This window comes from Paenibacillus sp. Y930, from assembly GCF_056786375.1.
The window spans coordinates 32,229-57,977 of the sequence record NZ_JBXCIX010000002.1; the positions used below are offsets into that span (position 1 = coordinate 32,229).

22 protein-coding genes are annotated in these 25,749 nt (G+C 40.1%); 14 read left to right on the top strand and 8 right to left on the bottom strand.

Translation table 11 applies throughout. The features are described 5' to 3' along the window. Nucleotides 1-377: 377 nt before the first annotated feature. From AC1TO5_RS05730 to AC1TO5_RS05755, 6 genes are all read left to right on the top strand, one after another. Complete coding sequence (locus AC1TO5_RS05730) at nucleotides 378-2,120, top strand: sensor histidine kinase (protein ID WP_482061851.1); 1,743 nt, start codon at nucleotides 378-380, stop codon at nucleotides 2,118-2,120. Between the two features lie 5 nt (nucleotides 2,121-2,125). Further along, entirely contained in the window at nucleotides 2,126-3,802 is a 1,677-nt protein-coding gene (locus AC1TO5_RS05735) for a response regulator (RefSeq protein ID WP_482061852.1), read from the top strand. Between the two features lie 430 nt (nucleotides 3,803-4,232). Continuing rightward, nucleotides 4,233-5,615 carry an extracellular solute-binding protein gene (locus tag AC1TO5_RS05740; protein WP_482061853.1) on the top strand — a complete coding sequence of 461 codons (1,383 nt, stop codon included), beginning with the start codon at nucleotides 4,233-4,235 and terminating at the stop codon, nucleotides 5,613-5,615. A gap of 90 nt (nucleotides 5,616-5,705) precedes the next feature. After that, nucleotides 5,706-6,605: an ABC transporter permease gene (locus AC1TO5_RS05745; protein ID WP_482061854.1), complete on the top strand. Its 900-nt coding sequence runs from the start codon at nucleotides 5,706-5,708 to the stop codon at nucleotides 6,603-6,605. A gap of 12 nt (nucleotides 6,606-6,617) precedes the next feature. Beyond that, nucleotides 6,618-7,499, top strand: coding sequence for a carbohydrate ABC transporter permease (locus AC1TO5_RS05750; protein WP_482061855.1), 882 nt, complete (start codon nucleotides 6,618-6,620; stop codon nucleotides 7,497-7,499). A 38-nt stretch (nucleotides 7,500-7,537) separates the two neighbouring features. After that, nucleotides 7,538-8,578, top strand: coding sequence for an endo-1,4-beta-xylanase (locus tag AC1TO5_RS05755; RefSeq protein ID WP_482061856.1), 1,041 nt, complete (start codon nucleotides 7,538-7,540; stop codon nucleotides 8,576-8,578). A 5-nt stretch (nucleotides 8,579-8,583) separates the two neighbouring features. Here the strand turns inward: AC1TO5_RS05755 and AC1TO5_RS05760 are convergent, their stop codons facing one another. Next, nucleotides 8,584-9,555 (bottom strand): proline dehydrogenase family protein, encoded by a 972-nt coding sequence (locus tag AC1TO5_RS05760; RefSeq protein ID WP_482061857.1) that lies wholly within the window; start codon nucleotides 9,553-9,555, stop codon nucleotides 8,584-8,586. 78 nt (nucleotides 9,556-9,633) lie between these two features. After that, nucleotides 9,634-10,440 (bottom strand): AraC family ligand binding domain-containing protein, encoded by an 807-nt coding sequence (locus tag AC1TO5_RS05765; protein WP_482061858.1) that lies wholly within the window; start codon nucleotides 10,438-10,440, stop codon nucleotides 9,634-9,636. A gap of 156 nt (nucleotides 10,441-10,596) precedes the next feature. On the opposite strand from AC1TO5_RS05765, the gene AC1TO5_RS05770 reads away from it, so the two are divergent. Then, complete coding sequence (locus AC1TO5_RS05770) at nucleotides 10,597-11,544, top strand: methyl-accepting chemotaxis protein (protein ID WP_482061859.1); 948 nt, start codon at nucleotides 10,597-10,599, stop codon at nucleotides 11,542-11,544. A gap of 320 nt (nucleotides 11,545-11,864) precedes the next feature. Beyond that, a complete protein-coding gene (locus AC1TO5_RS05775; RefSeq protein ID WP_482061860.1) occupies nucleotides 11,865-13,121 on the top strand; it encodes a DUF438 domain-containing protein in 1,257 nt (418 codons plus the stop codon). A 187-nt stretch (nucleotides 13,122-13,308) separates the two neighbouring features. On the opposite strand, the gene AC1TO5_RS05780 is transcribed toward AC1TO5_RS05775, so the two are convergent. Then, complete coding sequence (locus AC1TO5_RS05780) at nucleotides 13,309-14,100, bottom strand: polysaccharide deacetylase family protein (RefSeq protein WP_482061861.1); 792 nt, start codon at nucleotides 14,098-14,100, stop codon at nucleotides 13,309-13,311. Nucleotides 14,101-14,378: 278 nt separating this feature from the next. Here AC1TO5_RS05780 and AC1TO5_RS05785 point away from each other — a divergent pair, with 278 nt between their 5' ends. Beyond that, a complete protein-coding gene (locus AC1TO5_RS05785) occupies nucleotides 14,379-15,026 on the top strand; it encodes a 2OG-Fe(II) oxygenase (protein ID WP_482061862.1) in 648 nt (215 codons plus the stop codon). A 123-nt stretch (nucleotides 15,027-15,149) separates the two neighbouring features. Here the strand turns inward: AC1TO5_RS05785 and AC1TO5_RS05790 are convergent, their stop codons facing one another. The 5 genes from AC1TO5_RS05790 to AC1TO5_RS05810 form a co-directional block, all read right to left on the bottom strand. Next, on the bottom strand, nucleotides 15,150-17,636 hold the full coding sequence (locus AC1TO5_RS05790; protein WP_482061863.1) for a glycoside hydrolase family 31 protein: 2,487 nt from the start codon (nucleotides 17,634-17,636) through the stop codon (nucleotides 15,150-15,152). A 40-nt stretch (nucleotides 17,637-17,676) separates the two neighbouring features. After that, nucleotides 17,677-18,498 (bottom strand): carbohydrate ABC transporter permease, encoded by an 822-nt coding sequence (locus AC1TO5_RS05795; protein WP_482061864.1) that lies wholly within the window; start codon nucleotides 18,496-18,498, stop codon nucleotides 17,677-17,679. After that, on the bottom strand, nucleotides 18,498-19,406 hold the full coding sequence (locus tag AC1TO5_RS05800) for a carbohydrate ABC transporter permease (protein WP_482061865.1): 909 nt from the start codon (nucleotides 19,404-19,406) through the stop codon (nucleotides 18,498-18,500). Before AC1TO5_RS05800 ends, AC1TO5_RS05795 begins: the two co-directional genes overlap by 1 nt. Nucleotides 19,407-19,474: 68 nt before the next feature. Further along, on the bottom strand, nucleotides 19,475-20,776 hold the full coding sequence (locus AC1TO5_RS05805; protein ID WP_482061866.1) for an ABC transporter substrate-binding protein: 1,302 nt from the start codon (nucleotides 20,774-20,776) through the stop codon (nucleotides 19,475-19,477). 5 nt (nucleotides 20,777-20,781) lie between these two features. Further along, on the bottom strand, nucleotides 20,782-21,651 hold the full coding sequence (locus tag AC1TO5_RS05810; RefSeq protein ID WP_482061867.1) for an AraC family transcriptional regulator: 870 nt from the start codon (nucleotides 21,649-21,651) through the stop codon (nucleotides 20,782-20,784). Between the two features lie 271 nt (nucleotides 21,652-21,922). Here AC1TO5_RS05810 and AC1TO5_RS05815 point away from each other — a divergent pair, with 271 nt between their 5' ends. From AC1TO5_RS05815 to AC1TO5_RS05835, 5 genes are all read left to right on the top strand, one after another. Continuing rightward, nucleotides 21,923-22,180 (top strand): hypothetical protein, encoded by a 258-nt coding sequence (locus AC1TO5_RS05815; protein ID WP_482061868.1) that lies wholly within the window; start codon nucleotides 21,923-21,925, stop codon nucleotides 22,178-22,180. A 99-nt stretch (nucleotides 22,181-22,279) separates the two neighbouring features. Continuing rightward, nucleotides 22,280-22,504, top strand: coding sequence for an antitoxin VbhA family protein (locus tag AC1TO5_RS05820; RefSeq protein WP_482061869.1), 225 nt, complete (start codon nucleotides 22,280-22,282; stop codon nucleotides 22,502-22,504). After that, entirely contained in the window at nucleotides 22,497-23,090 is a 594-nt protein-coding gene (locus AC1TO5_RS05825; protein WP_482061870.1) for a Fic/DOC family protein, read from the top strand. Before AC1TO5_RS05820 ends, AC1TO5_RS05825 begins: the two co-directional genes overlap by 8 nt. Before the next feature lie 193 nt (nucleotides 23,091-23,283). After that, nucleotides 23,284-24,285, top strand: a complete 1,002-nt coding sequence (locus AC1TO5_RS05830) for a hypothetical protein (protein WP_482061871.1) — start codon at nucleotides 23,284-23,286, stop codon at nucleotides 24,283-24,285. A 130-nt stretch (nucleotides 24,286-24,415) separates the two neighbouring features. Beyond that, complete coding sequence (locus tag AC1TO5_RS05835) at nucleotides 24,416-25,705, top strand: mechanosensitive ion channel family protein (protein ID WP_482061872.1); 1,290 nt, start codon at nucleotides 24,416-24,418, stop codon at nucleotides 25,703-25,705. Nucleotides 25,706-25,749: the final 44 nt, after the last annotated feature.

Genomic DNA, 25,749 nt, shown 5'->3' on the forward strand with positions numbered 1-25,749 from the left:
TATTGTGAAGAGCTACCGATCAAAGGGCTTAACACTTCATCACTAAGTAATATGTGATGAAGTGTTTTACTATACATATTCACTTTATGGAGAACAGTTCATGGTATCGACAATTGTTTTCTAACTATCACCCGCATTCTAATCTCCCCCAATTATGATCCACTTCTCCACATTACTCTTTAATACAGTATTTGACTCCGATATTAATTCACACCAGATCTTACTTCATCCTTAACAAGTCCCTTTTAGCGACAGTAGCGTCCTACTTTATTTATCAAAAATCATTGTACATTCCCCTCACAGTTGACGTCCCCTATCTGTAGCCGTTATGTTATAACAGGACATAGCGTGTAAGACTGTTACGGGAGGAACTCAATGTGAAATTGATTAGAAATCCATGGAAAAAGACCGCACTCAACCGTTTAATTATTTCCTTTATCTGCATTCTATTGCCTCTATATACGTTGGCTATTGTCATCTATAGTTGGGGAATCCAAACCTTGCAGACCGAAATAACCAATTCGATGACCTCGCAAGTATCGCAATATTTCGTTGGATTGGAGAATGAGTTCAGCCGTATTCAAGCGCTACAGCTCGATTATTTAAGCGACACAAATTTGAATACGCTTGCAGCTATTCCTGAATCCTTGAATTCAATTGAAAAGATGCAAAAAATATTAAGTTTGCAGCAGAGGCTCAACGCTATACGCAACAGTAGTGAATACATTAAGGAAGTCTATACCTACATACCCGCTATTCAGAAATCGATATCCGCATTAAGCGTATCCGATTTTGACAAAGACATTTATAGCGAGCTCATGAACCTTTCAAGTTTGGACGAGGTTCAGGTCGTTAATTTCCGCGGTAGCATGTATATGGTTGTTGCCTTTCCATATTTATTGCCTATGAGTAATCGTGAGCCAATCTTTATCGTATCTATCGAGCTGTCAATGGATAAGCTGCAGCAGGCGCTGCACGGTATGCGCAATTTACCGGAGGAAGGGTTGATCTTCAGTAGTCCACAACTTACGGAGGTCACGAATCATGATGTCGAACTGAACGACCAGATCGTACAACAATTGATCGAAGGGCGGGACGCTGGACGGGATGATGCAGCAAGGATCCTTAGCATCGACAGCCAGCGATATTTGACTGTCCACACAACATCTCGCTTTTTCGGTGCATTATTAATTAAGTATGTACCGGAAAGCGCCGTATTCCAGCAGCTTGAGAAGTTTCGGAACTGGTTTCTGTGGTTTGCAGTGGTGTCTTTGACTATTATGCTTATTTATTCGTTATATTTATATCAATATATCCACAAGCCGCTTAACCGGCTAGTTAGAGCATTCCGAAAAGTAGAGCTGGGTGATGTCAGCGTGCAGATACATCATGAAAGCCGAGATGAATTCCAGTACATTTATACAAGGTTTAATGCGATGCTCGATAACTTGAAATCTTTGATCGATCAAGTGTACAAGCAGCAAATTCTAACTCAAAGGGCAGAGCTGAAGCAGCTGCAGTCTCAGATTAATCCACATTTTCTGTATAACAGCTTCTTTATTCTAAATACGATGACCCGTCTTAGAGACTATGATCAGGTAGAACGGTTCGCGAATCAGCTTGGGGAATATTTTCAATTCGTAACGCGTAATCAGTCGGACGAGGTACCTTTGGCCAAAGAAATGCAGCACGCAAAAGTCTATGCGGAGATCCAAGAGATGCGGTTCGCCAACCGAGTGTCCGTTTCGTTCGATGAATTACTAAAAAACGGGGGGCATGTGATGGTGCCGAGGCTGATTTTGCAGCCGCTTATCGAGAATGCATTTGAGCATGGACTCGAGAAGAAATCCAAGGATGGCCAATTGGACGTTCGATTCGAGCTTGAGGGTCATATCCTTCGTCTGATTGTTGAAGATAATGGTGAGCAAATTGACGATGAAGGGATCGCTAGAATGAATGAAAGTTTGAAGACGTTGGAAAACGATGAGAAGACCGCATTAATTAATATTCACCAACGGATACGATTGAAATTTGGAAACAAGAGCGGGCTAGCTTTGACTCGCAGCGTACTGGGTGGAGTAAAGGCGACAATCTCGATCGATATACAAGAAGGAGGATGATTTATATGTATCGGCTATTGGTTGTCGATGACGAGGCGATTATTGCCGACGGATTGGCAGAAATAATGCAGGGTGTGCCGGATATGGAGTTGGACGTGTATAAAGCTTATTCGGGAGTAGATGCGCTTAAGTTGTTCGATCACACAAGATTTGACATTGTGCTTACAGATATTCGGATGCCTGACATGGACGGCTTGCAATTGCTAGAGGAAATCAGGACATTATGGCCAAGATGTCGCGTGATCTTCCTCACGGGCTACAACGAGTTTTCATATGTCTATACTGCAATTCAGCACGAGTGTGTTAACTATCTGCTGAAAACCGAAGGCTATGATAAAGTAATTCAGACTGTTGCCCAAGCTGTAGCCGATATTGAGGCGGAATGGCACGCCGAGGGCTTGCTTGAGCAAGCACGGGAACAGTCCGAGCAAGCCAAAGAACTACTGCGAAAGGAATTTTTGTACGGGGTGTTGAAAGGACGCATCGATGCGGGGGAAGTTAATCTGGAACAGTTCACGGCGTTGGATGTTCCGTTACGTGCAGAAGAAAGTACGCTACTTCTGCTCGGAAGAGTAAACCGGTTCACCAACCATGATTCCTATTCGGATAAGGTTAAGCAGCTCATTCGTATTCGAACCGTCGCCTACTCTTATTTGACCCCTTATGCGGAGATCGTCGACTTTTCCCATGAACAAGATGAACTTGTTTGGATGCTACAACCGCGGAAGTTATGTAAAGATCAATCATCTGAGGCAATAGAACAAGAATGGTCCAGGCTGCTACGCTTCCTTAAAGGAAGTCTTGAGTTGGTTCAGGCAGCGTGTAAGGAGTCAGCTGATGCAGAGCTATCGCTGGTGCTGGACGACAGCCCTATGGTGTGGTCGGACGCAGCAGAGCGGTTCGCTCAAATTCAGATGCTGATGAACTATCGGATTGGCCGGTCGCATGGATTACTCTTAGACAAACAAGCGGCAAGAGGCGACCAGAATGCAGAAAGTCAGAAGTTGAACCGATTGCGGGTGCGGCCAGCTATGCTCGATTTGCTTACCGAACGGTTAGAGCAAGGTCGAAAGGAAGAATTTTTCAAGACGTTGAGTGAGGCCACGGCGGCACTGAGGGAGCTACATACGATGCACCATGTACAAGCACAAGAGGTATACTACTCTATTGCACTTATTTTATTCTCTTATACAAACAGGTGGGAACTATCGAAAGAGGCGAATGCTGTTATTGGGTTACATAAGCTGATGCGACCAGATGAACATGCATCTTGGCCGGTAGCGATTGATTATCTGAGCAAAGTTGGCAACGTACTGTTTCAATTGCAGGACCAGGAGGAAGAACGGAAAGCAAGTGGGGTCATCTCGTTGATTCAGAAGCATATTCAGACTAATTTGCAAGATCCCGATGAAATTACGCTTGTCAGGTTAGCGAATTTGGTATACTTCAATCCTTCTTATTTGTCGAGGCTATTCAAACAGGTGGCTGGCATGAACCTCTCTGAGTATGTTGCGGAAGCTCGATTGACTAGAGCAAAACGCTTGTTAGAGGATCCGAATTTGAAAATTCAGGAGGTTGCTGATCGACTCGGGTACGGCACAGCGACGAATTTTACGCGCTCGTTCCGAAAGGCGGTTAACATGACCCCGCAGGAATATCGACTCTCACTAGCTAACCGATAAAGTCTAGATTGAAATAGCATGGAATGAATGCGTTTGCAATTATGTCAACTCGTGATCAGAATGTCAAGCAATGAATATTGTCTCCCCCTGTAATAAAGCGCTATCATTTGAGTAAGCAATATCTTGAACTTATAAAGGGAGGTCAATGAATATGAAGAGAAAAGCAAAGGCAACTGCGTTGCTGACCATGGTTGGCATGCTCATGTTATCGGCTTGTGGTTCGAACAATACAGGAAACAACAATTCACCGGTTCCAGAAAATCAGCCTGGCGCTTCCACTGCTCCGTCGGTCGATATAACGGCCAAGTATGATCCGCCGGTAGACGTTACGGCCTGGCGTTATACGGAATCCACGTACAAGTACGAGAACGGAGACACCATTGAGGATAATATTTACACCAAAGCGTACCTGAACGATCTGGGCATCAACTTGAAATACACGTGGACTGTTCCGATTGAGCAATTCGAGCAAAAAATGAATGTGACCATAGCTTCTGGCGACTTGCCAGACGTAATGTGGCTGACGAATAAGCAACTGACCGATTTGGCCGACAATGACATGCTATATGACTTGACGGACGTGTATGAACAATACGCAAGCCCGCTTGCTAAGGAAATTCTACAGCAGGATCAGAAGTCATTCGATACAGCGAAAATCAACGATCGCCTAATGGCCATTCCAAAGACAGCATCGGCGGTAGACGGTTTGCAGATTCTTCATATTCGAACAGATTGGCTGGATAAGCTGAAGTTGCCTGAGCCAAACACGATGGAAGATGTGGTAAACATCGCCAGAGCCTTTGTCACGCAAGATCCTGACGGTAATAACAAAGCTGACACGATCGGTATCGGCTTCACGAAGTCGTTCCTGACGGATAATCATTTCGGTGCAGCAGGCTACTTCGCAGGTTTCCATGCTTATACGCAAAAGTGGGTAAAGGATGATTCCGGAAATATAGTCTACGGTAGCGTTCAACCGCAAATTAAAGAAGGGTTACAATTGCTTCAAGAGATGTATAAAGAAGGATTAATCGATCAGGAATTCGGAGTTAAGGATCGCGCCAAAGTGACTGAGTCAGTTGTCAGCGGTAAGCTCGGCATGTTCTATGGCGGAATGTCCTCTCCGGGCGCTGTTATTCAAGACAACGCAACGAATGATCCGAATGCAGAGTGGAAGGCATTCACAGTCGTATCCGCCGATGAGGTGAAAGCGACGCCGATGGGTAAAGTTCCGGTACAGCTTTACTATGCGGTCAGTAAGAAGAGCAAAAATCCAGAAGCGATCATCAAATTACTCAATTTCAGCATGGAAGGCTTTGCTCCGGATGCCCCGGCCGATACGGGATTTGGAGTTAGCGAAAGCGGTGTTCCAGTATACTTGTATAACTTCATTGGACCAGAGCCCGCTATGAAGAACCTGAACGCTCATCACAACGTCCTGAAAGCATTGGAAGCAAATGATCCGTCTAGCTTGACGACGGAAGAGAAATCCTACTACGACAGAATTGTCGATCATCGCTCAGGTAACCGGGCGGAGTGGGGACAAGATCGCATCTTCGGCACGCCGAGTAGCTTCGACGTCATTGATCAGTATGTACAAGAAGACAATTACTTGCTCGATGGTTACTACGGTGGATCGACGCCGACTATGGTCGAGAAGATGGCTTCTCTTCAACAGATGGAAGAAGAAGTATTCACCAAAGTTATTATGGGACAATCGCTCGATACGTTCGATAAGTTCGTGGAAGATTGGAATAAGCTTGGTGGAGAGCAGATTACGAAAGAAGTCAACGAATGGGCTGCCAAGCAGTAAGATCGCTGTATCGATAGTACGTATAGATCAGGCGATGGGGGAAGCATTCAATGGCTTTCCCTATCTTTATTCTACATAGGAGGTGACGTCATGTCCTGGAACAAGAAGCTGCAGGAAATCCCTTTTCACCTTATGTTAATTCCGGGGGTCGTCCTCACCATAATTTTCAGTTATATACCGATTGCTGGTATCATTATTGCCTTTCAGAAATTTCAGCCTGCCAAAGGCATTTTCAACTCGAAGTGGATCGGGTTCGACAACTTCGAGTATATGATGAACATGCCAAATTTCACAAACGTGTTGTGGAATACGGTGTTTATTGCGGTCTTAAAAATTATAGCTGGTCTGATCGTGCCGATTGTTGTTGCACTTCTGCTAAATGAAGTGGCAAATGCCTTCTTCAAGCGGACGGTGCAGACGATCATTTATTTTCCTCATTTCCTGTCTTGGGTCATTCTCGGTGGCATTGTCGTTGATATTCTGTCGCCATCCAGCGGTATCGTCAATCAATTCCTTGGCTATTTCGGCATAAAACCGATATTTTTCCTTGGTAATGAGAATTGGTTCCCGTATACGCTCGTCATCTCTGATACATGGAAAAGCTTCGGCTACGGCACAATCATATACTTGGCGGCATTGACCGCCATCAACCAACAGCTGTACGAAGCGGCCGTTGTTGACGGAGCTAACCGTTGGAAACAGACATGGCATGTTACACTGCCCGGCATGATGCCGATCATTACGCTGATGACCGTACTCAGCTTAGGTGACGTATTGAATGCGGGTTTTGAGCAAGTGTTCAACTTGTACAGCCCGATGGTCTACAGCACTGGCGATATTATTGATACTTTTGTTTACCGAATCGGTCTCATCGAAGCGCAGTATGGTGTGGCGACGGCGGTTGGCCTGTTCAAATCGGTCATTGCTTTTGGTCTAATCGTATGGTCCAACAAGCTTGCGAATAAATATGCCGGCTATCGGGTTTTCTAAGGGGGTATGATCATGCATAAACTTTCAACTGGACGTAAAGTATTCCTTGTGGCCAACGTTGCCATATTACTTCTTGCCTCATTATTGTGCATTTTGCCGTTAATTAACGTATTAGCTATTTCTTTCAGTTCTAAAGCGGCAGCGTCGGGTGGTTACGTTAATTTTTGGCCGGTGGATTTTACGATTGCTTCTTATCAATATGCACTATCGAAGCCTGAATTTCTAGCTGGATTTGCTGTCTCGCTCAAACGAGTTGTGCTCGGATATAGCATTAACATTCTGCTGGCGATCCTAACAGCTTACCCGCTAGCCAAGGAAAGATCGACATTCAGCTATCGTCATATTTACGCTTGGTTTTTTATCGTTACTATGTTGTTTAGCGGGGGCTTAATTCCCACTTATATCACGATCAAGGAAGTCGGATTACTAGATTCGATCTGGGCACTCGTACTTCCTGGCGCGGTACCGGTCTTTAGCGTTATTTTATTAATGAACTTCTTCCGCAATATACCGAAGGAAATCGAAGAGGCAGCATTAATTGACGGAGCAGGCCAATGGCGCATTTTATGGTCAATCTTTTTACCACTCTCAGTGCCGGCAATCGCCACGATCTCGCTCTTCTCGGTAGTTGGGCATTGGAATGCATGGTTTGATGGATTGATCTATATGAATTCACAGGCGAATTATCCGCTACAAAGCTATTTGCAGACGATTATTATTACGCCGGAGCTTAACTCGGTATCGGGCAATGAACTGTTAGATATGAATGAGGTATCTGACCGCACATTCAAGGCAGCGCAAGTGTTCTTAGCGTCGTTGCCTGTACTGGTCATCTATCCGTTCCTGCAGAAGTATTTCATGAAAGGTCTTGTTATGGGTAGCGTCAAGGGCTGATCGCGACATTCGAATGAATAGAGAGGGAGCTGAAAGTTATGAACAGGAATATCGGTTATGAACAAGTACCGTCGGCTAGAGGAAATGGGGGAGATATCCCATCGCTGCACGAAGCGTTCGCGAAGGAATTTCCAATAGGTGCGGCAGTAAGTCCAGTTATTCTGGACTCAGCCGGTTCGTTAATCGCTCGTCATTATAATAGTTTGACCGCCGAAAACGATATGAAACCAATCGAGCTTCAACCAGAGGAGAACGTCTTTACGTTCGAGAAGGCCGATCAGATCGTCCGATTCGCGAAAGAGCATGATATGCGTCTTCGCGGTCATACGCTGGTGTGGCATAATCAAACGCCAGATTGGATGTTTGAAGGAAAGAACGGTGAACCCATCGATAGGGAACAACTGCTCAATCGTATGAAATTGCATATTGATACCGTTGTCGGACGGTATCGCGGTGATGTCTACTGCTGGGACGTTGTGAACGAGGCGATCCAGGACAAAGACGGGGATTTGCTGCGTCAAAGCCGTTGGCTCGAATTGATCGGTGAAGATTATATACAGAAAGCTTTCGAGTACGCCCATGCAGCGGATCCACAGGCTTTGCTGTTCTACAACGACTACCACGAGACGGTTCCTACTAAGCGTGAAAAAATTTACAAGCTCGTGAAGGAGTTACTTGATCGTGGTGCGCCAATTCACGGGATAGGCCTGCAGGCACACTGGAATATTTACGAGCCGTCGATCGAGGATATTCGCATCGCCATTGAACGGTATGCCTCCTTGGGCCTGCAATTGCACATTACGGAGCTAGATCTTCCGTTGTTTGGTAATGATGACAAGCGTAGAGAGGTAATGATACCAACCGAAGCGATGATTGAGCAACAGGCCAAGCAGTACGAGCAAATATTCAACTTGTTTCGGTCGTATAAAGACGTGATTACGAGCGTGACGTTCTGGGGAGCATCGGACGATTATACTTGGCTCGATTATTTTCCAGGGAAAGAACGTAAAACCTGGCCGTTCTTGTTCAACGACCAGCATGAGCCGAAGCCATGCTTTTGGGGAGTTGTTGGCAAGTAATGTAATTACTCATAATCTTTAACCGAGTCTACTGGCTCATCAGATGCAATATCAATAAAAGCTTGGAATAAATTTGGGGGATACTCGGCGATCCTATGGCATAAATACAAATACCACTCATGGCCATAGGTGATATAGATGCGAACCGGATATCCCTCGTTTTTCAATTTACTGCTCAAATCTGGTCGAATACCATATAACATTTCAAATTCTACACATGGCTTTTGAGCCCATCCACGTTTGATCACCTCATTTATAATACGTTCATCATGGGTTGCAATGGATACGTGATGATCTTTTCCAATGATTTGCTCCAGGTGCTGTAAATAGCGCTCGTTTAAAGCTTCTGAACGTGGAAGTGCAAGCTGCTCAGGTTCTTGATAAGCTCCCTTCACTAGTCGGATTCGGCTAGGGTTTGCCTCTAAGTTGCTCGAGTGCTGAGCCGTTTGATGTAACTGGGCTTGTAATGTGATGCCAATATTCGGATAGATGGCTACAGCGCGTTTATAGACAGCAAGAATTGCCTCAGTTTTATCTGATTCCTCCATACTGATAAACAATTCAATGCCACCTAGCTGAGCTCGCTCGGCCAATGATGTCAGTTGTTGGAATGCTAACTCTTCGTCTACCGATAACCCTATGTGGGAAAGGTCGAACGATACACGTGCCGTTATTTTACGTTCTTCAAGATCTTGAATGAGCTGCTTCATCTCAAGTAGCGCCGCTTCACAAGATTGGACATCTGTCGTATTTTCACCAATATATTCGATCGAAATCAGATAACCTTTATCAATCAGTTTCCGTCCAACCTCCAGACCAGCTTGTCTATTATCTCCTGCCACATACTTTGTCGCCGCACGTTGCAGTAGCTGGTAAATAACTGGTGTCTGCGCAATATAAGTTTTTAGATCGGCTCGTCGAGCTATAGATTTCAGTGCCTCGGTAAAATTCTTTTCCAAATCAATCGTTGTCGCCATAAAGTTATTCCTCCTCTTGTCTCTATATTCTAGTGTACAATCAAGACAAAAGAAGGGATTGTAAAAAATTGCTCTATTCTATACGAACATCGCGTAAGTTTGAGGTGTTGCACCTACAATTTTAGCAAAAGCTTTTGTAAAATGGCTCTGATCATAGAAGCCAGTGTCTACTGCTATTTCGGCAATGGGTCTACGTTTTTTAAGTTCTGTCTTGGCATGATTGATGCGTAGCAAATTCTGATAGGCGTGGGGAGGTAAATGGGTGCTTTTCTTAAACATACGAATGAGATGATAACGACTGATTCCTGTCTCTTGCTCCAGCATCTCGAGTGTTATTCGATCCTTGTAATTCACATGAATGTATTCTTTGAGTCGTTTAACGTACTTCTGTTCTAGTGAGCTATGCGATTGATGCGTAAGGTCAGAAGCATGTTTGTTTGTAAGAGTGAATACAAGTTGGATTAATGAGGTTTCAATTTCCAGTGGAGTGCCGTTAATAGTTAGATACTCCATTGTACGATTGAGAAGTTTACTGCAAGCTTCGTTCTTTCCATCCTCGAGTAAAAATGGAATTTGAAGAGAGTCCATATGAGGCAGTTCAATTTGTTCGAACCATTTCGGGTTAATGAAAAGCATTTTGTATTTCCACTTGGCATTCTCGGCAGGCTGACATGCATGGAGCATACGCGGTGGGAAGCTGATCATTCGTCCTGATTCTACGCGCCATACCATACCTTCGCACCACGCCTCTGTTTCTCCTTCGTCAATCAAACCGATGGAGTACTCCTCGTGAAAATGTTTCTGATAAACCAGGTCGCTCTTTCGGCATAGCTTTGCTTCCAAAAAAGGCAATGCCTCATTCCGGTATAAGGTAACATCGGTCATGCATTTACACTCCTCTATATATGAATGAATAGATTGATTTTAGCATAGCTATCAAAGTTATAGCCGAAGAAAACAAAATTTAATTTGATAATATTTTTTTAAGAGCTTAGAATAGCAGGTAATAAGATAGTTTCTAAGAATGGAGTGGAAAAGTCTATGTTTACTTTCAAAACAAAAAAAGAAGATATTGAGTTATTTAAGAAAAAAATAGATGAACTGAATGCAGAATTAGATACAAAAGAGCATGCATTTCAAATATTTTTAAATGAATTACATAAAGAATTGATTTCTACTATAGAACAGCATGATATTGTGAACGATCAACATGACCAAATTGGAAAAATGCTAGGGAATATATTAACAGAATTTAATAGCGTTGAAAATAATACGATTGAATCTAATCAGATCTCAGAACAGGTACTTGAAAACGGAATATTATTGATAGATTCTTCTGATAAGATGGCAATCGTATCTCAAGATAGTATGGAAGCAGTGAATGCTGTAGAGAATATCATTGATCGTATAGGCGAACAATCTAAGCAGACATCTGACAACATGAATGAGCTAAGTGAGCTGTCCAAGCAAATTGAAGAAATTGTAGAGGTAATTAGTGATATTTCAAGTCAGACCAATTTATTAGCGTTGAACGCCTCAATCGAAGCGGCAAGAGCTGGGGAGCATGGAAAAGGTTTTGCTGTTGTGGCGGCCGAAGTGCGCAAGCTTGCTGAGAATACTAAAATTAGTACAGAGGATATTGTCAATTTAACGCAAAGAACACAAGAGCAAATACTGAAGGCATACGCAGATACGAAAAATAATGTGAATCTTGTAGAACAAGGAATGAAAACAAGTACAGAAACATCTGAGCATATGAATTTACTTCTTCAAATGATAGAGCATGTCCAGAATGAAGTGAAAAAACTATTAAGTGATATCCAAAATCAAAAATCTTCAAGTGAAGATGTACTTAATAGCTTCAAAAGGACAGCAGAATTATTTAACGAAGCCAATGCTATAGTAAATAGTCACATTGAAGAAGCTGACATTGTGACACAAAAGCTTTTAAAAGCTGTTGATTTGGTGAAAGGTTTCCCAACTATATAGCTGTATTGAAAGTGAAAACACTCTAAACTCTTGCGTGGGAGATCTAGTGTGCGATTCTTTTCCGCCATCATTAACTCCGATCATATAAGGTCGGGGTTTTTGTTGTTTTTGTAGACATTTCGTAGGGGCGAAAATGCTAGGCTAGTGTTTCTGATTGTTTCGCCCGAGTCATGTATTCGGTACCCTCTTCCTTTGTTCAATGAATATCCATTTTTAAAGTGTTTTAAATCACAAGCAATGCAGTTCGGAGATGCTAATTTATAGAAGTAAGTATGAAAGAAGTTTAACTTTATATATAGAAAAAAACAGAGGTGAAGAACATGAGTGAATTAATTAATAACCGTGAGAATGGCATTTCTGCTCAGCGACCTGATCGTATACACTTGCTCAAGGAAATCATTATAGAGCTTCACCGTGGAAAAAGTGTGGAGGAAGTAAAGTCAAAATTTAATGATGCTGTAGGTGATATATCAGTTGATGAAATTTCGGAACTAGAAGAGGTGCTGATGCAGGAGGAAGGAATACCGGTAACCGAAGTACAGCGACTGTGCAGTGTGCATGCTGCTGTGTTCAAAGGTTCCATCCAAGAAATTCACAATGCTCACAAACCTGAAGAGCGGCCGGGACATCCTATTCATACCTTTAAAATGGAGAACCGAGAAATTGATCTGCTAATAAATTTCAAAATCGCACTGCATCTGGAGCGATTTCTTAAGGATCATGGGGAGGCAAATCGTCTTAAATTGCTGGAGGATTTCAGTCTTCTATATGATGTAGATAAACACTACAGCCGGAAAGAAAATATACTGTTTCCTTTCCTCGAAAAATACGGAATCTTTGGACCGACCAAGGTGATGTGGGCAGTAGATGATGGTATCCGAATTGGAATAAAAGAAGTGAAATCCAAACTCACTAATTTTGATGGCAATGCAGAGATAGTAGTAGATCTAGCAAAACGGGTCTTAAACGAAATGACAGAAATGATCTATAAAGAAGAAAATATCTTATTACCTATGGCTCTAGGAAAATTGACGGAAGATGAATGGCTTCAAATTGCTGCCCAAAGTGAAGAAGTGGGTTATTGTCTGATTGCACCGGATCAAGTATGGATTCCCAAGAGAGCAGCTGAACTTGGCGCAGATAATGGGTTAGGCTCTTCTCCGCTACAAGAAGGATACATCCGAATGAGTACAGGTGTTTTATCGGTCAGGCAGCTTGAATCCATCTTAAATCATTTACCGGTCGACCTGACTTTTATCGATGAGAATGATATCGTGCGATATTTTTCACATGGTAAAGAAAGAATCTTCGTTCGTACCAAGGCGGTTATCGGTAGAAGTGTTCAGAATTGCCATCCTCCGCAAAGTGTTCATGTTGTAAATCAGTTGCTTGCTGATTTCAAAGCAGGTGTCAAAGATGAGGAAGATTTCTGGATCCCGTTGAAAGATAAATTTATCTATATTCGCTATTTTTCTGTAAGGGATGAAGAAGGGAAGTATTTAGGTGCGCTTGAATTCACTCAAAACATTAAGCCGATTCAAGAACTTACAGGTCAAAAACGGATACTCTCGGAGTGAAGAAGGTGTTCTTGTTTATTATATAATATAAAAGGAAAAGGCATTATCCAGGGGAGTCCTGTTATAAACTGGTATCCGCTTATAATGCCTTTTCTTTTTCGTAGTTAGTGACAAGATCCAGTTTAGGACTACCTGATTGATCAGCGAAACCTTGACCGTTTGCAAAGGTTTCATGCGATATCGTTTTTCAAGTTGTTGGTTCCATAGGTGTAGCTGCTGGTGCAGGTCCACCAATCCATTTGGAAATTTCGCTTAATGTAGTGCTCATTAGCACATAATGACGACCCATGGTATGATCACTTTCATTCGGATAGCCGACTTTAAATGAATATTGGATGCCATTCGCTGCTGCTGCCGCTTGAGCATTTTCATTATAGTCGCCATATGGGTAAGCGAAAAGAATAGGGTCTTCATCCGTAATACCTTTAATGAACGCATTAGCAGTAGCCATTTCAGTAGAAGCATCTGCCTCAGATATCGTCTTCCAAGTTTTCTCGGCATGGTTTACAGTATGATTTTGGATGCTAATATTTGGATTTTTTGCAAGTGCTTCTAATTGTACGAGTGACATACTGTAGCCACCGCCGATCCAGCCACTAGCTACGAATTGCACGGCATTCATCCCGTGATTATTCAATATTGGCACTGCAGTTTCAATAAAGTCAGGGGTAGCATCATCAAATGTTAGTAAAATTGGTTTGTCTGGAGCTTTTTCATTGCCTTTCATAATATCTACATATTGTTTGGCAGTAAGCGTGTTAAAACCATTATCATCAAGATATTGCATATGCTGCTTGAAATCTTTCGTGTTTGTATCAGTCCAGTCATTTATTGGAGTATCCGTAACGCGGTGATACAAAAGAACTGGAATATTCTGCTCTGCCTCAGCTACTTCCGGAATTGGAGCACGGCAGCCTAATGGAATAATTAAAGCGGATACAAGAAAAAGTGAGATGGTTTTATTAAGTTGTATACTCATTGTTTTACATTTCCCTCCTGAAATAATCCACAAATTATTAAGCGCTTACACAAATTTAAAACACGATATCTTCCCTAAAGTTGATTATAAAGGCTATTAAAGATGCTTTGACTACAATAACTTAACAATCTACTATAGTTATTTAAGATATATAGTAAATAGAACTCGAAGTTATTTTTTAATTGAATTAGAGTATATGAAATTATTAAAATTAACAGAGTAATTCATTCCATTTTATGGTACTGTGATGAGTGTCATAACATAGGGGATGGATAAGGATGTTAGGGAATACTCCAGAGAAAGAACGGACGATATTTGATCATGTAGGAAATACGATCAAGACAGAAGATCGTGAGATTCGAATTGTTGCCAAGTATGAGGAACCTCTAATTGTCGTACTAGGAAATGTGCTTAGTGATGAGGAATGCGACGAGCTAATTACACAATCTAAAGAGCAATTACAACGTTCAAAAATAGGTGGAAATCATACAGTTAATCAAATTAGAACGAGTAGCGGGGTATTTTGTGAGGAGAATGAAACGATTACAAAAATCGAGAAGAGAATCTCGCAAATTATGAATATTCCTATCGCGCATGGTGATGGCTTGCAAGTTCTGCTGTATACCCCTGGCCAAGAGTACCAACCTCATTATGATTTCTTCGCAGAAACGAGTCGAGCAAGTGCTAATAATCGAATTAGTACGCTCGTAATGTATCTCAATGATGTGGAGGAAGGCGGGGAAACAGCGTTTCCCATGCTTAATTTATCTGTTTTACCTAACAAAGGTATGGCGGTTTACTTCGAATACTTTTACAGTAATCAACAATTAAATGATTTGACCTTGCATGCAGGTACACCAGTGATCGAAGGGGAAAAGTGGGTAGCAACGATGTGGATGAGAAAGCAAGCACTTCGCCTCCCTTAGATGTATTATTAAAATAAAAAGTGCGTATCGATTACATATCGACACGCACTTTTTCAGTTACTTACAGAGTTAATAGCAATTCTTATTGCAGAGCTCGATATCAATGCTCAGTGTGGATTAATGTTAAATTGAGATTAAATCCTTAACTGAAAAATTAATTTTCACCTCATGATCACAAAGTGGATTATTATATTTAATTTGAGCTACTTTTTGCTCAATATTGAAATACCAACCACTTTCACTTTGTTTCCACTGATCTTCATCCAAATATCTTTGTAAGGTTTGTTGTCCAAGTGTGATCGTTACAGGACTAACGTCCTTACAGATGAATTGAATCTCATAGGTTTCAATCGTTGATACATACTCCCCTTCGGACTGGAATGAAATTGTAGACTCCTTACCAACCTGTAAAGAGATGTTTGTTTTAACATACTGATTGTTTTTATAGGATTGAGACATGCCATCATCATCGTAGTAGATGAACGAACCATCGCTTGAGCCTTCAATGAGCAATTTCATGTGGTTAATCTTATCTTGATGAATACTCATAAGTTGATTAGCTAATGGAATAATTCCACCACTGCGAATGAACATCGGGATGGAATCAAGCTGAACAGCCATTTCAATAGTGACTCCTCCGGCATACCTCTTCTTGGATTTCCATTCTATCCAATCGTAACCAGATGGTAAGTATATACGATGTGTCGTTACACCTGGCTCAACAACATTGGCTACTAATATAGAAGATCCTAGCATAAATTCAAAGCTTTCATCCCATACTTGTGGATCATTTTCAAATTCATATACAAGAGGACGCATCATTGGTGAGCCTAATGTAGATGATTCATATAGCAAGGAATAGAAGTAGGGTAGCAATTCATATCGAAGAGATATCGCATCTCTAATATATTTCGTATAGCTTGGATACATCCAAGGCTCAGTCACTGTATTATCTGTATTGGACGAATGAATAGAGAATCTAGGTTGGAAAACACCATTTTGTACCCATCTGACAAATAATTCTGGTTCAGGTGCTGGTCCATAGAAGCCACCGATATCGCAGCCTTGATTGGCGACACCGGAGAGACCAAGACCTAGAATCAATGGAATATTATATTTTAGACTGTTCCAACTTGTAGAATTATCGCCTGCCCAAGTTTGAGCATATCGCTGGATGCCTGCATATCCAGCACGATTTACGACATAGGGTCTGATAGTATCATCGTGCTCTTGAATAGCCTCCACAGCAGTCAATGCCATCATATTGGGCATAACAGAAGATAATGCGGATATAGGCTGGCCTAGTCCCTCATAGTGACAATGTGCGTCGGATTGCTGAATTTCATATTCATTGTTATCATTCCAAATTGCCGTTATACCGTTATCTAGTAACTGTTGTTTTACATACTTTTTCCAAAGTTCTCTAGCCTTTGGATTGGTAAAATCAACAAACGAAGCTGGTCCGCCCCAATAGCGGTCCACGACAGGCTGATCGTTATTTTCATCCTTGACATACAATTCTTTTTCTGAAAACTCTTTGTACAGTGGATGAGTCAATAGCATCCCCGGCTTAATATTAGGTGATAGCGTAGCTCCATGCTGCTCTGTTGCTTTCACAAACGCTGCTGGATCTGGGAATCGATCATAATTCCAATTAAATACATATCGTTTTCCGTCTTCACCCGTAGTGTACCCCGAGGACATAAAGAAGCCGTCGCACGGAATTCCTTCCGCTTTACACTTTTCTAGGAAGCCGATAATGGCTTCATCTGAGCGTGTTTCCAGCTCGGTATAGAACATCGTTGATCCTAAATATCCTAATGAATATTTCGGTGTTAATATACTTTTTCCTGTTAGATCAGTATACCGCTTTACAACCTCTTTAATGGTTGGACCATTAATAAAGAAATAATCTAATTCTCCACCATCGGCGGTGTAGAAGGAGTATTTTGGCCAATATCCACTTCGTTCGGAGCCAACATCAAAGGTAGAATCATAGGTGTTATGATAGAACATTCCTGATGCTGTACGTTGCTTACTATTAAATTTGATATAGAAGGGGATATGTTTATAAAGCGGATCAGTGCTTTCAGAATTATAGCCAATCGTATCTACATTATGCATACGAAGTCTACGGTTCTTCTTATTCAGTTGTCCGCTCTTTTCACCAAATCCATAATAATAATCATCATCTTGCATGGAGGAATAATGATGTTTTCGACCTAATTCATCCTGGACATAGCTCTTATTGGCAATATCCTGATGTAGTAATTGCCCATTCAAATCCTCTATAACAATAGCAAAGGGTAACTTGTATATTTTTACAACAAGCTTGTTGGAGGACCAAGAATAATATTCACCTTGATCCTGTAAATCAATTGATAATGCCTTTACTCTAGTTCTATCCTTAATCACATGGTCCATTTCATCTTCCCATGCTGTCATCATCAAGGAGTAAGACGAATCTTTAGTAAACTCCTCCTCAAAACAACAGCGAATACGAATAATGTCGTCTGTTAATGCGAACAATTGAAACTTCGCAGCATCGGTTACTAATTCGATGAAATTCGAGTGGTTTTTTATCTCTAATAAAATTGTGCTAACCTGCATGATGTTTTTCTCTCCTATCTATTAAATTCACATGAAGTTTTTATTTCATTCCAGAAGTCGCCATACTATTCACCAAATGTTTTTGGAAAATTAGGAAGACAATCAATACTGGAATCATCGTAATGACAGACATGGCAAGCAAGCTGCCCCAATCTACATTGAACTCTCCAATAAAGTTAGACAAAGCGAGCTGAACCGTATATTTGCTTGGATCACTAATCGCAATTAATGGCCATAGGAAGTCATCCCATCTCCACATGAAGGAGAAGATAGCAAGTGCAGCTAGTATAGGCTGACATAAAGGCAATATAATTCTCCAATAAATTTTCCATTCGCCGGCTCCATCGATTCTTGCCGCTTCTATTAATTCATTAGGTATCGTCAGTAAATATTGACGAAGCATAAATACACCTGTAGGCGTTGCTGCCGGTGGGATAATCAAGGCTAGCAATGAATTATATAGACCTAAAAAGCTTAGTACTTTGAAGATCGGAATCATAATAACTTCCAATGGAATCATTAAAGTGGAGATAAAGGCTAGCAATATGAAGGTGCCACCTTTGAATTTATACTTCGCTAGGGCATATCCAGCCATCGAGTTAATAAGCAACAGTAAGATCGTAGAAGTAATAGCTACAATGGCACTGTTAAGGAAATACTTACCGAAGTTACCCTTTTCAAAGGCATTAACAAAATGCTCTATAGTGAACTGCTGTGGTAGAAATGTAGGTGGGAACTGATAGAGCTCACTATTGCTTTTGAATGAAGACAGGAATATCCATAATACTGGAAATAACCAAAGGGCGGAAAAAGTAATTAATAGAACATAGGTTAATATTTTTTGTGATTTTGAAGGCGTCATTAATTTTCTCCCCCTTTAGTCAGCTTGAATTGTAGTACGGTGAATATTGTAATAATAATAAATAGTACAACGGACATAGCACTTGCTAGCCCTAATTCTTGTTTCGCAAAGCCCGTTTCATAAATATATTGAACGATGTAGGTTGTTGCCTTGTTAGGTCCACCACCCGTTAGAGCGAACATCAGCGGGTAAGCTTTGAATGCTTCAATCATGGATAGCATAACGACAAGCAGTGTTGTAGGTTTTAGCAATGGTAAAGTTATATGGAAAAAAGCATTTACTTTAGATGCACCATCTAAGTGAGCCGCTTCATAAAAGTCTTTAGGAATAGCAAGTAAGCCTGCTACAAAAAGTACCATGAAAAATCCTAATCTTGACCAAACTGCTGCGATAATAACAGCAACTTTCGCAAAAAAGGGGTTAGCCAAAAATGTAATTTGTTCATTGTCGAAAGCAACTAGTAATGCATTGATAATACCTAGCTCTCCGAAAATCCATCTCCATGTTAAACCAACGATAATAAATGAGATCATAGTTGGCCAATAGAATATAGCTCGGAAAAAACCTTTCATAATAACTTGCTGAACAAGTAAGATTGCTACTCCTAGTGCGCATACGTATATTAACGGTACTACGATCATTGCGTAGGTTAAAGTTTTCCCTAAAGTTGACCAGAATTTATCATCTGTGAAAATATGTGCGTAATTTTCAAATCCAATATATTTCATAGGATTCAATCCATCATAGTTATGAAAAGAGTAGATTACTCCAAGTAAAGTAGGAATGACTATAAATATAGTGAAAATCAATAAATTAGGAAGTACAAATAGGTAAGGAGCGATTTGTAGTTTTCTCTTTTTTTTAGTGCTTGGATTAGGTTGCAGCACAGTAATAGGTTTAGTTGTCAATTCACTCTAGCCTCCTCATAATCAATAGTAGGGCTACATAGATGCAGTAGCCCTACTATCTTTAATCTTTAATTATCATTAGCATCAGCAATCGCTTCATTAATTTGATCGTTAATGTCATTAAGCATATCCTCTGCAGATGAACCGTCAGCAATAACTTCAACTAAACCGTCTTTCAGATCAGAACTGAATTTAGGGATGATCGTTTGTTTTGACCAATCTTCTGCAGCAGCAGGGATCGTATTGTTAAGTTCATCTGCAAACAGTGCAAACATATCTTTGCCGAACGCATAGTCTAGGTCAGCACTATCTTTACGAGGGCTCATAAATAGTGATTCTTGGTTGAATTTAGAGTTAGTTTCTTTACTTGAAAGATAAGCAATAAACTTAGCTGCTTCTTCTTCAACGCCTGACTTTTGGAATGCCATTACAAATTTACCACCTGGAACGGAAGAACGGTTTTTTGCAATTGGCATATACGTTACGCCCCATTCAAAATCAGTAATATCCTTGTAGCTACTTACCATCCAGTTACCAGAAAGATGAGCAGCAACGGTACCTGTACGGAACAGATTGTTTGGATTTTCTCCACCTAACCATACGGATGTAGGAATAATGCCATCATCATGCATTTTTTTGAAATAATTAACGGCTTCAATACCAGCTTCGTTGTTAATCGTTCCTTCTGTTCCTTCCGGATTGATCATGCTGCCGCCAAATTGATACAGTAGTGTAGACCAACGATGCGGTGTGAAGTCCCATACTAGACCGTATTTCGCATCAGATTTGTCCATTACTTCTTTAAGTGAGGCATTGAACTCATCCCAAGTCCAGATATCATCACTGGAAGTAGGAACAGTTACACCGGCTTGATCAAACAACGTTTTGTTATACATAATTCCATTTGCAGTAACATCCATTGGTGAAGCTACAACTTTATTATCAATAACATAGTAAGGCTTAATTGAATCGATAAATTGCGATGTGAAACTATCAACACCACCAAGCTGTTCTCCTAGATCTACCGCAAAATTAGAGAAGGAACCAATCTCAGAAGTACTAATACGCGCTAATGCAGGGGGTTTACCACCAGAGATCATTGTTTTTAGTTTTGTAGCTAAATCATTGTAAGCGACTTCAATTAACTGAATATCAACATGAGTATTTTCTTTCTTATAGTCAGCGATAATATTCTCCATAACTTTGCCCTCATCACCATCTGAGAACCATACAAAATCTAGCTTGACGTCTTTTTTAGCGGAATCACCACCAGTTTCTCCTGGTTTATTATTTGATCCGCATCCAGCCACAACTAAACTTAGAACTAAAGTAAACACTAATAATAACAAACCCTTTGAATTGAATTTCATAATGTTCATCCCCTTAATATATTTTCACTAGCTTTTCGAAAAGCTAGCGGTGATACACCCGCATATTGTTTGAATGTTCTACTGAAATGAATAGTAGAATTGAATCCAATCATTTCACCAATTTCGTTGATAGAATCTTGACTTTCAACAAGTAATCTCTTGGCCTCATCTACTCGTTTACGCATAATGTAGCTGTTGATTGTGTAGCCTGTAACTTCCTTAAAGCAATGGCACATATAGTACTTACTTAGATGTAAGTTAACAGACAATGTATCCAAGCTTTGATTCTCTTTGTAGACTTGATTCACATATTGCAGAATACGTTGAACAGTCATTTGACTATTAGTTGGTTGAGCAGATGGTGTGAATTCCACAAGATATTTAGACTTACGATAGATATGAATAAGCAGCTGGGCTAAAGATGATGTCAACATATAGTTATAGCCTACTAATTCTTTTTGAGTTTCGTTATACAGCGTTGCGAAATATTTCTCTATCTCATCTCTCTCTTCAGGTAACCATTGAATGCGTAAACCATTAGAATTATCAAATAGCTTAATGAGCTTTGAATATAATTCAGTTGATAATTCATCCTCGATAAATGAAGGCAAAAAATTGATATAGCTTCTTACATACTTAACATCATTCGATGGATTAACCCTGTGGGTGACATCCCCACTAAATAACAACATATCCCCTGGTAATAACTCATAGATTGTATCACCGATGATATAATTAGCTTGACCTTGTATAAAGTAGAAGATTTCTAATCCTTTGTGTGTATGCAAGGGCCATTGATATTGCCATTCGTCTAAGCGTGATTGCACATATATCCTGTTGTTATTAAGCGCAATATTTGTCGGTGTGTGAATCATTAAAGAAATTTGACTCCCCCCTTAAGTTAGTACTGAATATAAGAGATATCTAGAGATTTTCTAAGGTTAATATAAACAATAACACATATTAATGAAAGCGCATTCACTTATATTGCTACTTACTTAACTAATATTGCTGAAAATTATTGTGAATTTCAATGACAATATTAATATATAACATAAGAATACTAGAAGAAGCCTGTGTATAGTAGTAATGAGGTGGAATAGACATTATTTTAATAAATAGTGTGAAGGAAGCTGTGGAGATGTATTGGGCACTGATGAAAATATTTATATTAATGGTTGGTTTTATTGCTATTCTTGTGAGGACTCTGGTCAATACGGCGTGTTCACTAAGGAAGAATTAGAGGTAGAACTTCAATACTACGAAAATAATGAAGAAGAGCGACAAGTTGTAATTTACGAGCGTATGGATTGGTGTTATTGGTATAAGCAGAAAATTAAACGGACTTGTAGAGCTTCTGAGGTTGAGGTACCAACGAGGGTGGAATATTGCTCCTTCTGCTGAGTCATATAATGTGATTTGAAGAAAGAACGCTATCATTACTGTTATTTTGTTATAATGAAATGTAAAGGGTATGTGAGATAGGAAAGGTGGACAAACTATATGAATATAAATGTAGTAAGTCGGAGTAAGAAGAGGATGTTGATTGTGAAAAGATATTCTCAAACAAGAAAAATGAATGCTTTACTCAATGCTAAAGCATCACTTGCGATTGAAGGATTACACCTTACTACTCAAGAAGAACAATTAATATTAAAAAAGGCCAAGGGTGAGTTAAGTAACGCTGAATTTTTATCTCGAGCAATGGAAATTGCCAAAAATGTATGATCAAAGTAATTCAAGATATTGTTATCCTGATAGTGAGGTATTAATCAATATCCCTGAATTTACAGAACAAAAACAATTGGATGCGTTTGAAAGAATCGTAACTGCAGACCGATTAAGATTACTTAATTTAAAACCTCTGAAGGGTAGATACGATCGCAACCATCTATGTAATATTCATAGATTTATTTTCAAGGATATTTATCCTTTTGCAGGTGAATTACGTGATGAGGATATTGCTAAAGATAATTTTCGATTTGCTAATGTAAAATTTTTAGTTAGACAAACTGATTATGTGCTTAATGAACTAATGAACGAGGATCTACTAAAAAATTTATCCTTCGATTTATTTATAGAAAGATTAACTTATTATCTTACAGAGCTCAATGTACTCCATCAATTTAGGGAGGGGAATGGTCGTGCTCAACGTGAATTCATTCGTTGCATAGCGCTTGAATCTGGATATTTTATAGATTGGGCAGAGGTTGATGCAAATACAATGCTTGAAGCTATGATACACTCACCTATGGATAGTAAGAAACTATATAATGTTTTATATAAAATAACTAAGAAAATTAAGTTGTTTTAAATGGATCAGTTGTAGGCGCTTACTAGGTAACACTAAAACTATGATTATTCTAGAGAAGCTAGTGTGTTAGAGACATAATAACTGTTCCTTCGGGTCGAGCTCCTACTTTGTAGGAGCCCTTTTACTTTTAAATTGTCACATTTTCCGTTATCTGTTACGATGTACAAAGAAATGATGAAAAGGATGATTTTACATGAAAAAAGTAACGGTTTTTCTGCTTGCGGGCTTGTTCCTCCTCAGTTCGGGAGGGAATGTGGCAGAAGCACATGTCAAGTGGTTTACTGACGTTGCGCCGGAAAAGGAAACGATAACGAATATAATGTCTCCCTTATTTTTGGGATTAACATTATTTACTGCAGTCTTGCTGGCTGTATTAACACAGGTATTGCCTTCCATGTCTAAATGGAGTCCTTTGGCAGCTGTGGATCGTACTCTCGATCAATGGCGGAGCCATACGTTTACGATATTGAAATACGGTTTGGCAGCAGCTTTACTAATTCAGGTGTTTTCGGGTACGTTATTTGTACCAGAATTTGAGATTACCTCAACGCTGGAAATTAGTTTGTTGTGGATCGCTATAGTTTTACTTGTGATTCCTCACTACATCGCGACAAAGGCAGGGGCACTGGTAACTCTAGTACTATTAGTAATGCTAACATTATCAGTCGGTTGGTTTCATATGCTGGATTATGGTTTCTACTTGGCAATCGTCGGTGCGTTGCTACTTCATCGAACACAAGGACAATCTTGGGCGATGCCGCTCCTATATTTAGGAACAGGGTTATCGTTGTGTTGGGTTGCTATAGAAAAATGGGTTTTCCCATCGATGGCACTTGATATAATAGAGAATCATGGGGTGCCGACGTTTGGATTTGCTCCTGGGGTATTTATCGTCATGACTGCTTTTATCGAGTTTATTGTGGGCTATTTACTCGTGGTGGGTATCTTGAATCGTATTCTTTCTGCCGTGCTTACTTTGATTTTTGTATCTACAACGATGCTGTTCGGGATGACGGAACTAGTAGGGCATTTCATGATCCACATTGTTTTAATTATTTTCATTATAGAGGGAGTCAGCTTCTATAAGCCCCCTGTTGAGATACATAGCAGAAGGATGGACCGGTTAATCTTTGTTTCACTCAATTTCATCTTTGCTTTGTCCACAATGATGCTGATCTATTATCGTTTTACTTAATAAACAAGTATAGAACCCGACTTTAGCGCTGGCTGAAGCGGGTTTTTATTTTTAAAGGGAAGCTTTTTTTGCTTAGTAGTGAAAACTAATTTATAATTATATGCTAATACAGATTGTATAGGAGGATGGAATGGAGTTTATAAAAAGTCAACTAGAAGAATACGGAATAGGAACGGCAACTGCTGTGTATCTTTCAAATATTATTATGATTATGTTTGTTGCTGGGCTCTGTATATTGGCAAACTATATAGCAAAAACAATTGTATTGAAGATCATAACCCATATTATTATGAACAATAAGTACACATGGGATAATATTATATTGGAGAAAAAAGTGTTCCGCAAGCTGTCTCATATCGTACCAGCCATCATTATTTATTATTTTAGTTCTGTATTTCCGATATATCAAACTTTAATTAGAGAGGGCGCATCCATTTATATCATTATAGTGGTTATAGCGGTTCTGAATGCGTTGCTCAATGCTTTTGATGATATATATCGTTCGTTTGCAGTATCCAAGATCAAACCAATTAAGGGATATATCCAGGTTGTGAAAATATTTCTATTCATCGCGGGCGCCATTGTAGTCATCTCGATTCTCATCGGACAGAATCCGTTGATCATTCTCAGTGGTCTTGGTGCACTTTCGGCTATTTTGATGTTAATCTTCAAGGATTCGATATTAGGTTTAGTGGCAGGTATTCAATTATCTTCCAACGATATGGTACGTGTAGGGGACTGGATTGAGATGCCTAAATACAATGCAGACGGCGACGTAATTGATATCACATTGAATACAGTAAAGGTTAGAAATTTTGATAAAACGATTACGATGATTCCTAGTTATGCTCTAATTTCAGATTCATTCAAAAATTGGAGGGGCATGCAGACTGGGGGAGGAAGACGAATTAAGCGCAGCCTCTATATAGATACAAGCAGCATACATTTTTGTACGAAGGAAATGACTGATGAATTTAAAAACATTCATTTGCTTACGGAATATATTTCGACAAGAGTGAGTGAAATTGAAGAGTATAATAGTAAAAATAGAATCGATATTTCGAATAACGTGAATGGAAGACAGCTTACAAACATTGGTGTATTCAGAGAGTATGTTCATCAATATCTCAAAAATCATCCGAAAATTCATCAGGAAATGACGCTCATTGTTAGGCAGTTAGCGCCAGGGGACAATGGATTACCTTTGGAAATTTATGCTTTCACCAACGATACCAATTGGACAGTTTATGAATCGATTCAGGCGGACATCTTTGATCATATTTTTGCAGTAGCACCGGCATTTGATCTTCGAGTCTTCCAAAATCCAAGTGGACATGATATTTCTCAATTTATAGATCGTAGTCTCGTAAAATCTCCAGTCGAACCTAGTCAACAGCAGCTGAAGGAAGAAGGAAACTGACGATAGCGGCATGAATATCATTTCAAGGCACAGGAGGATTTTGC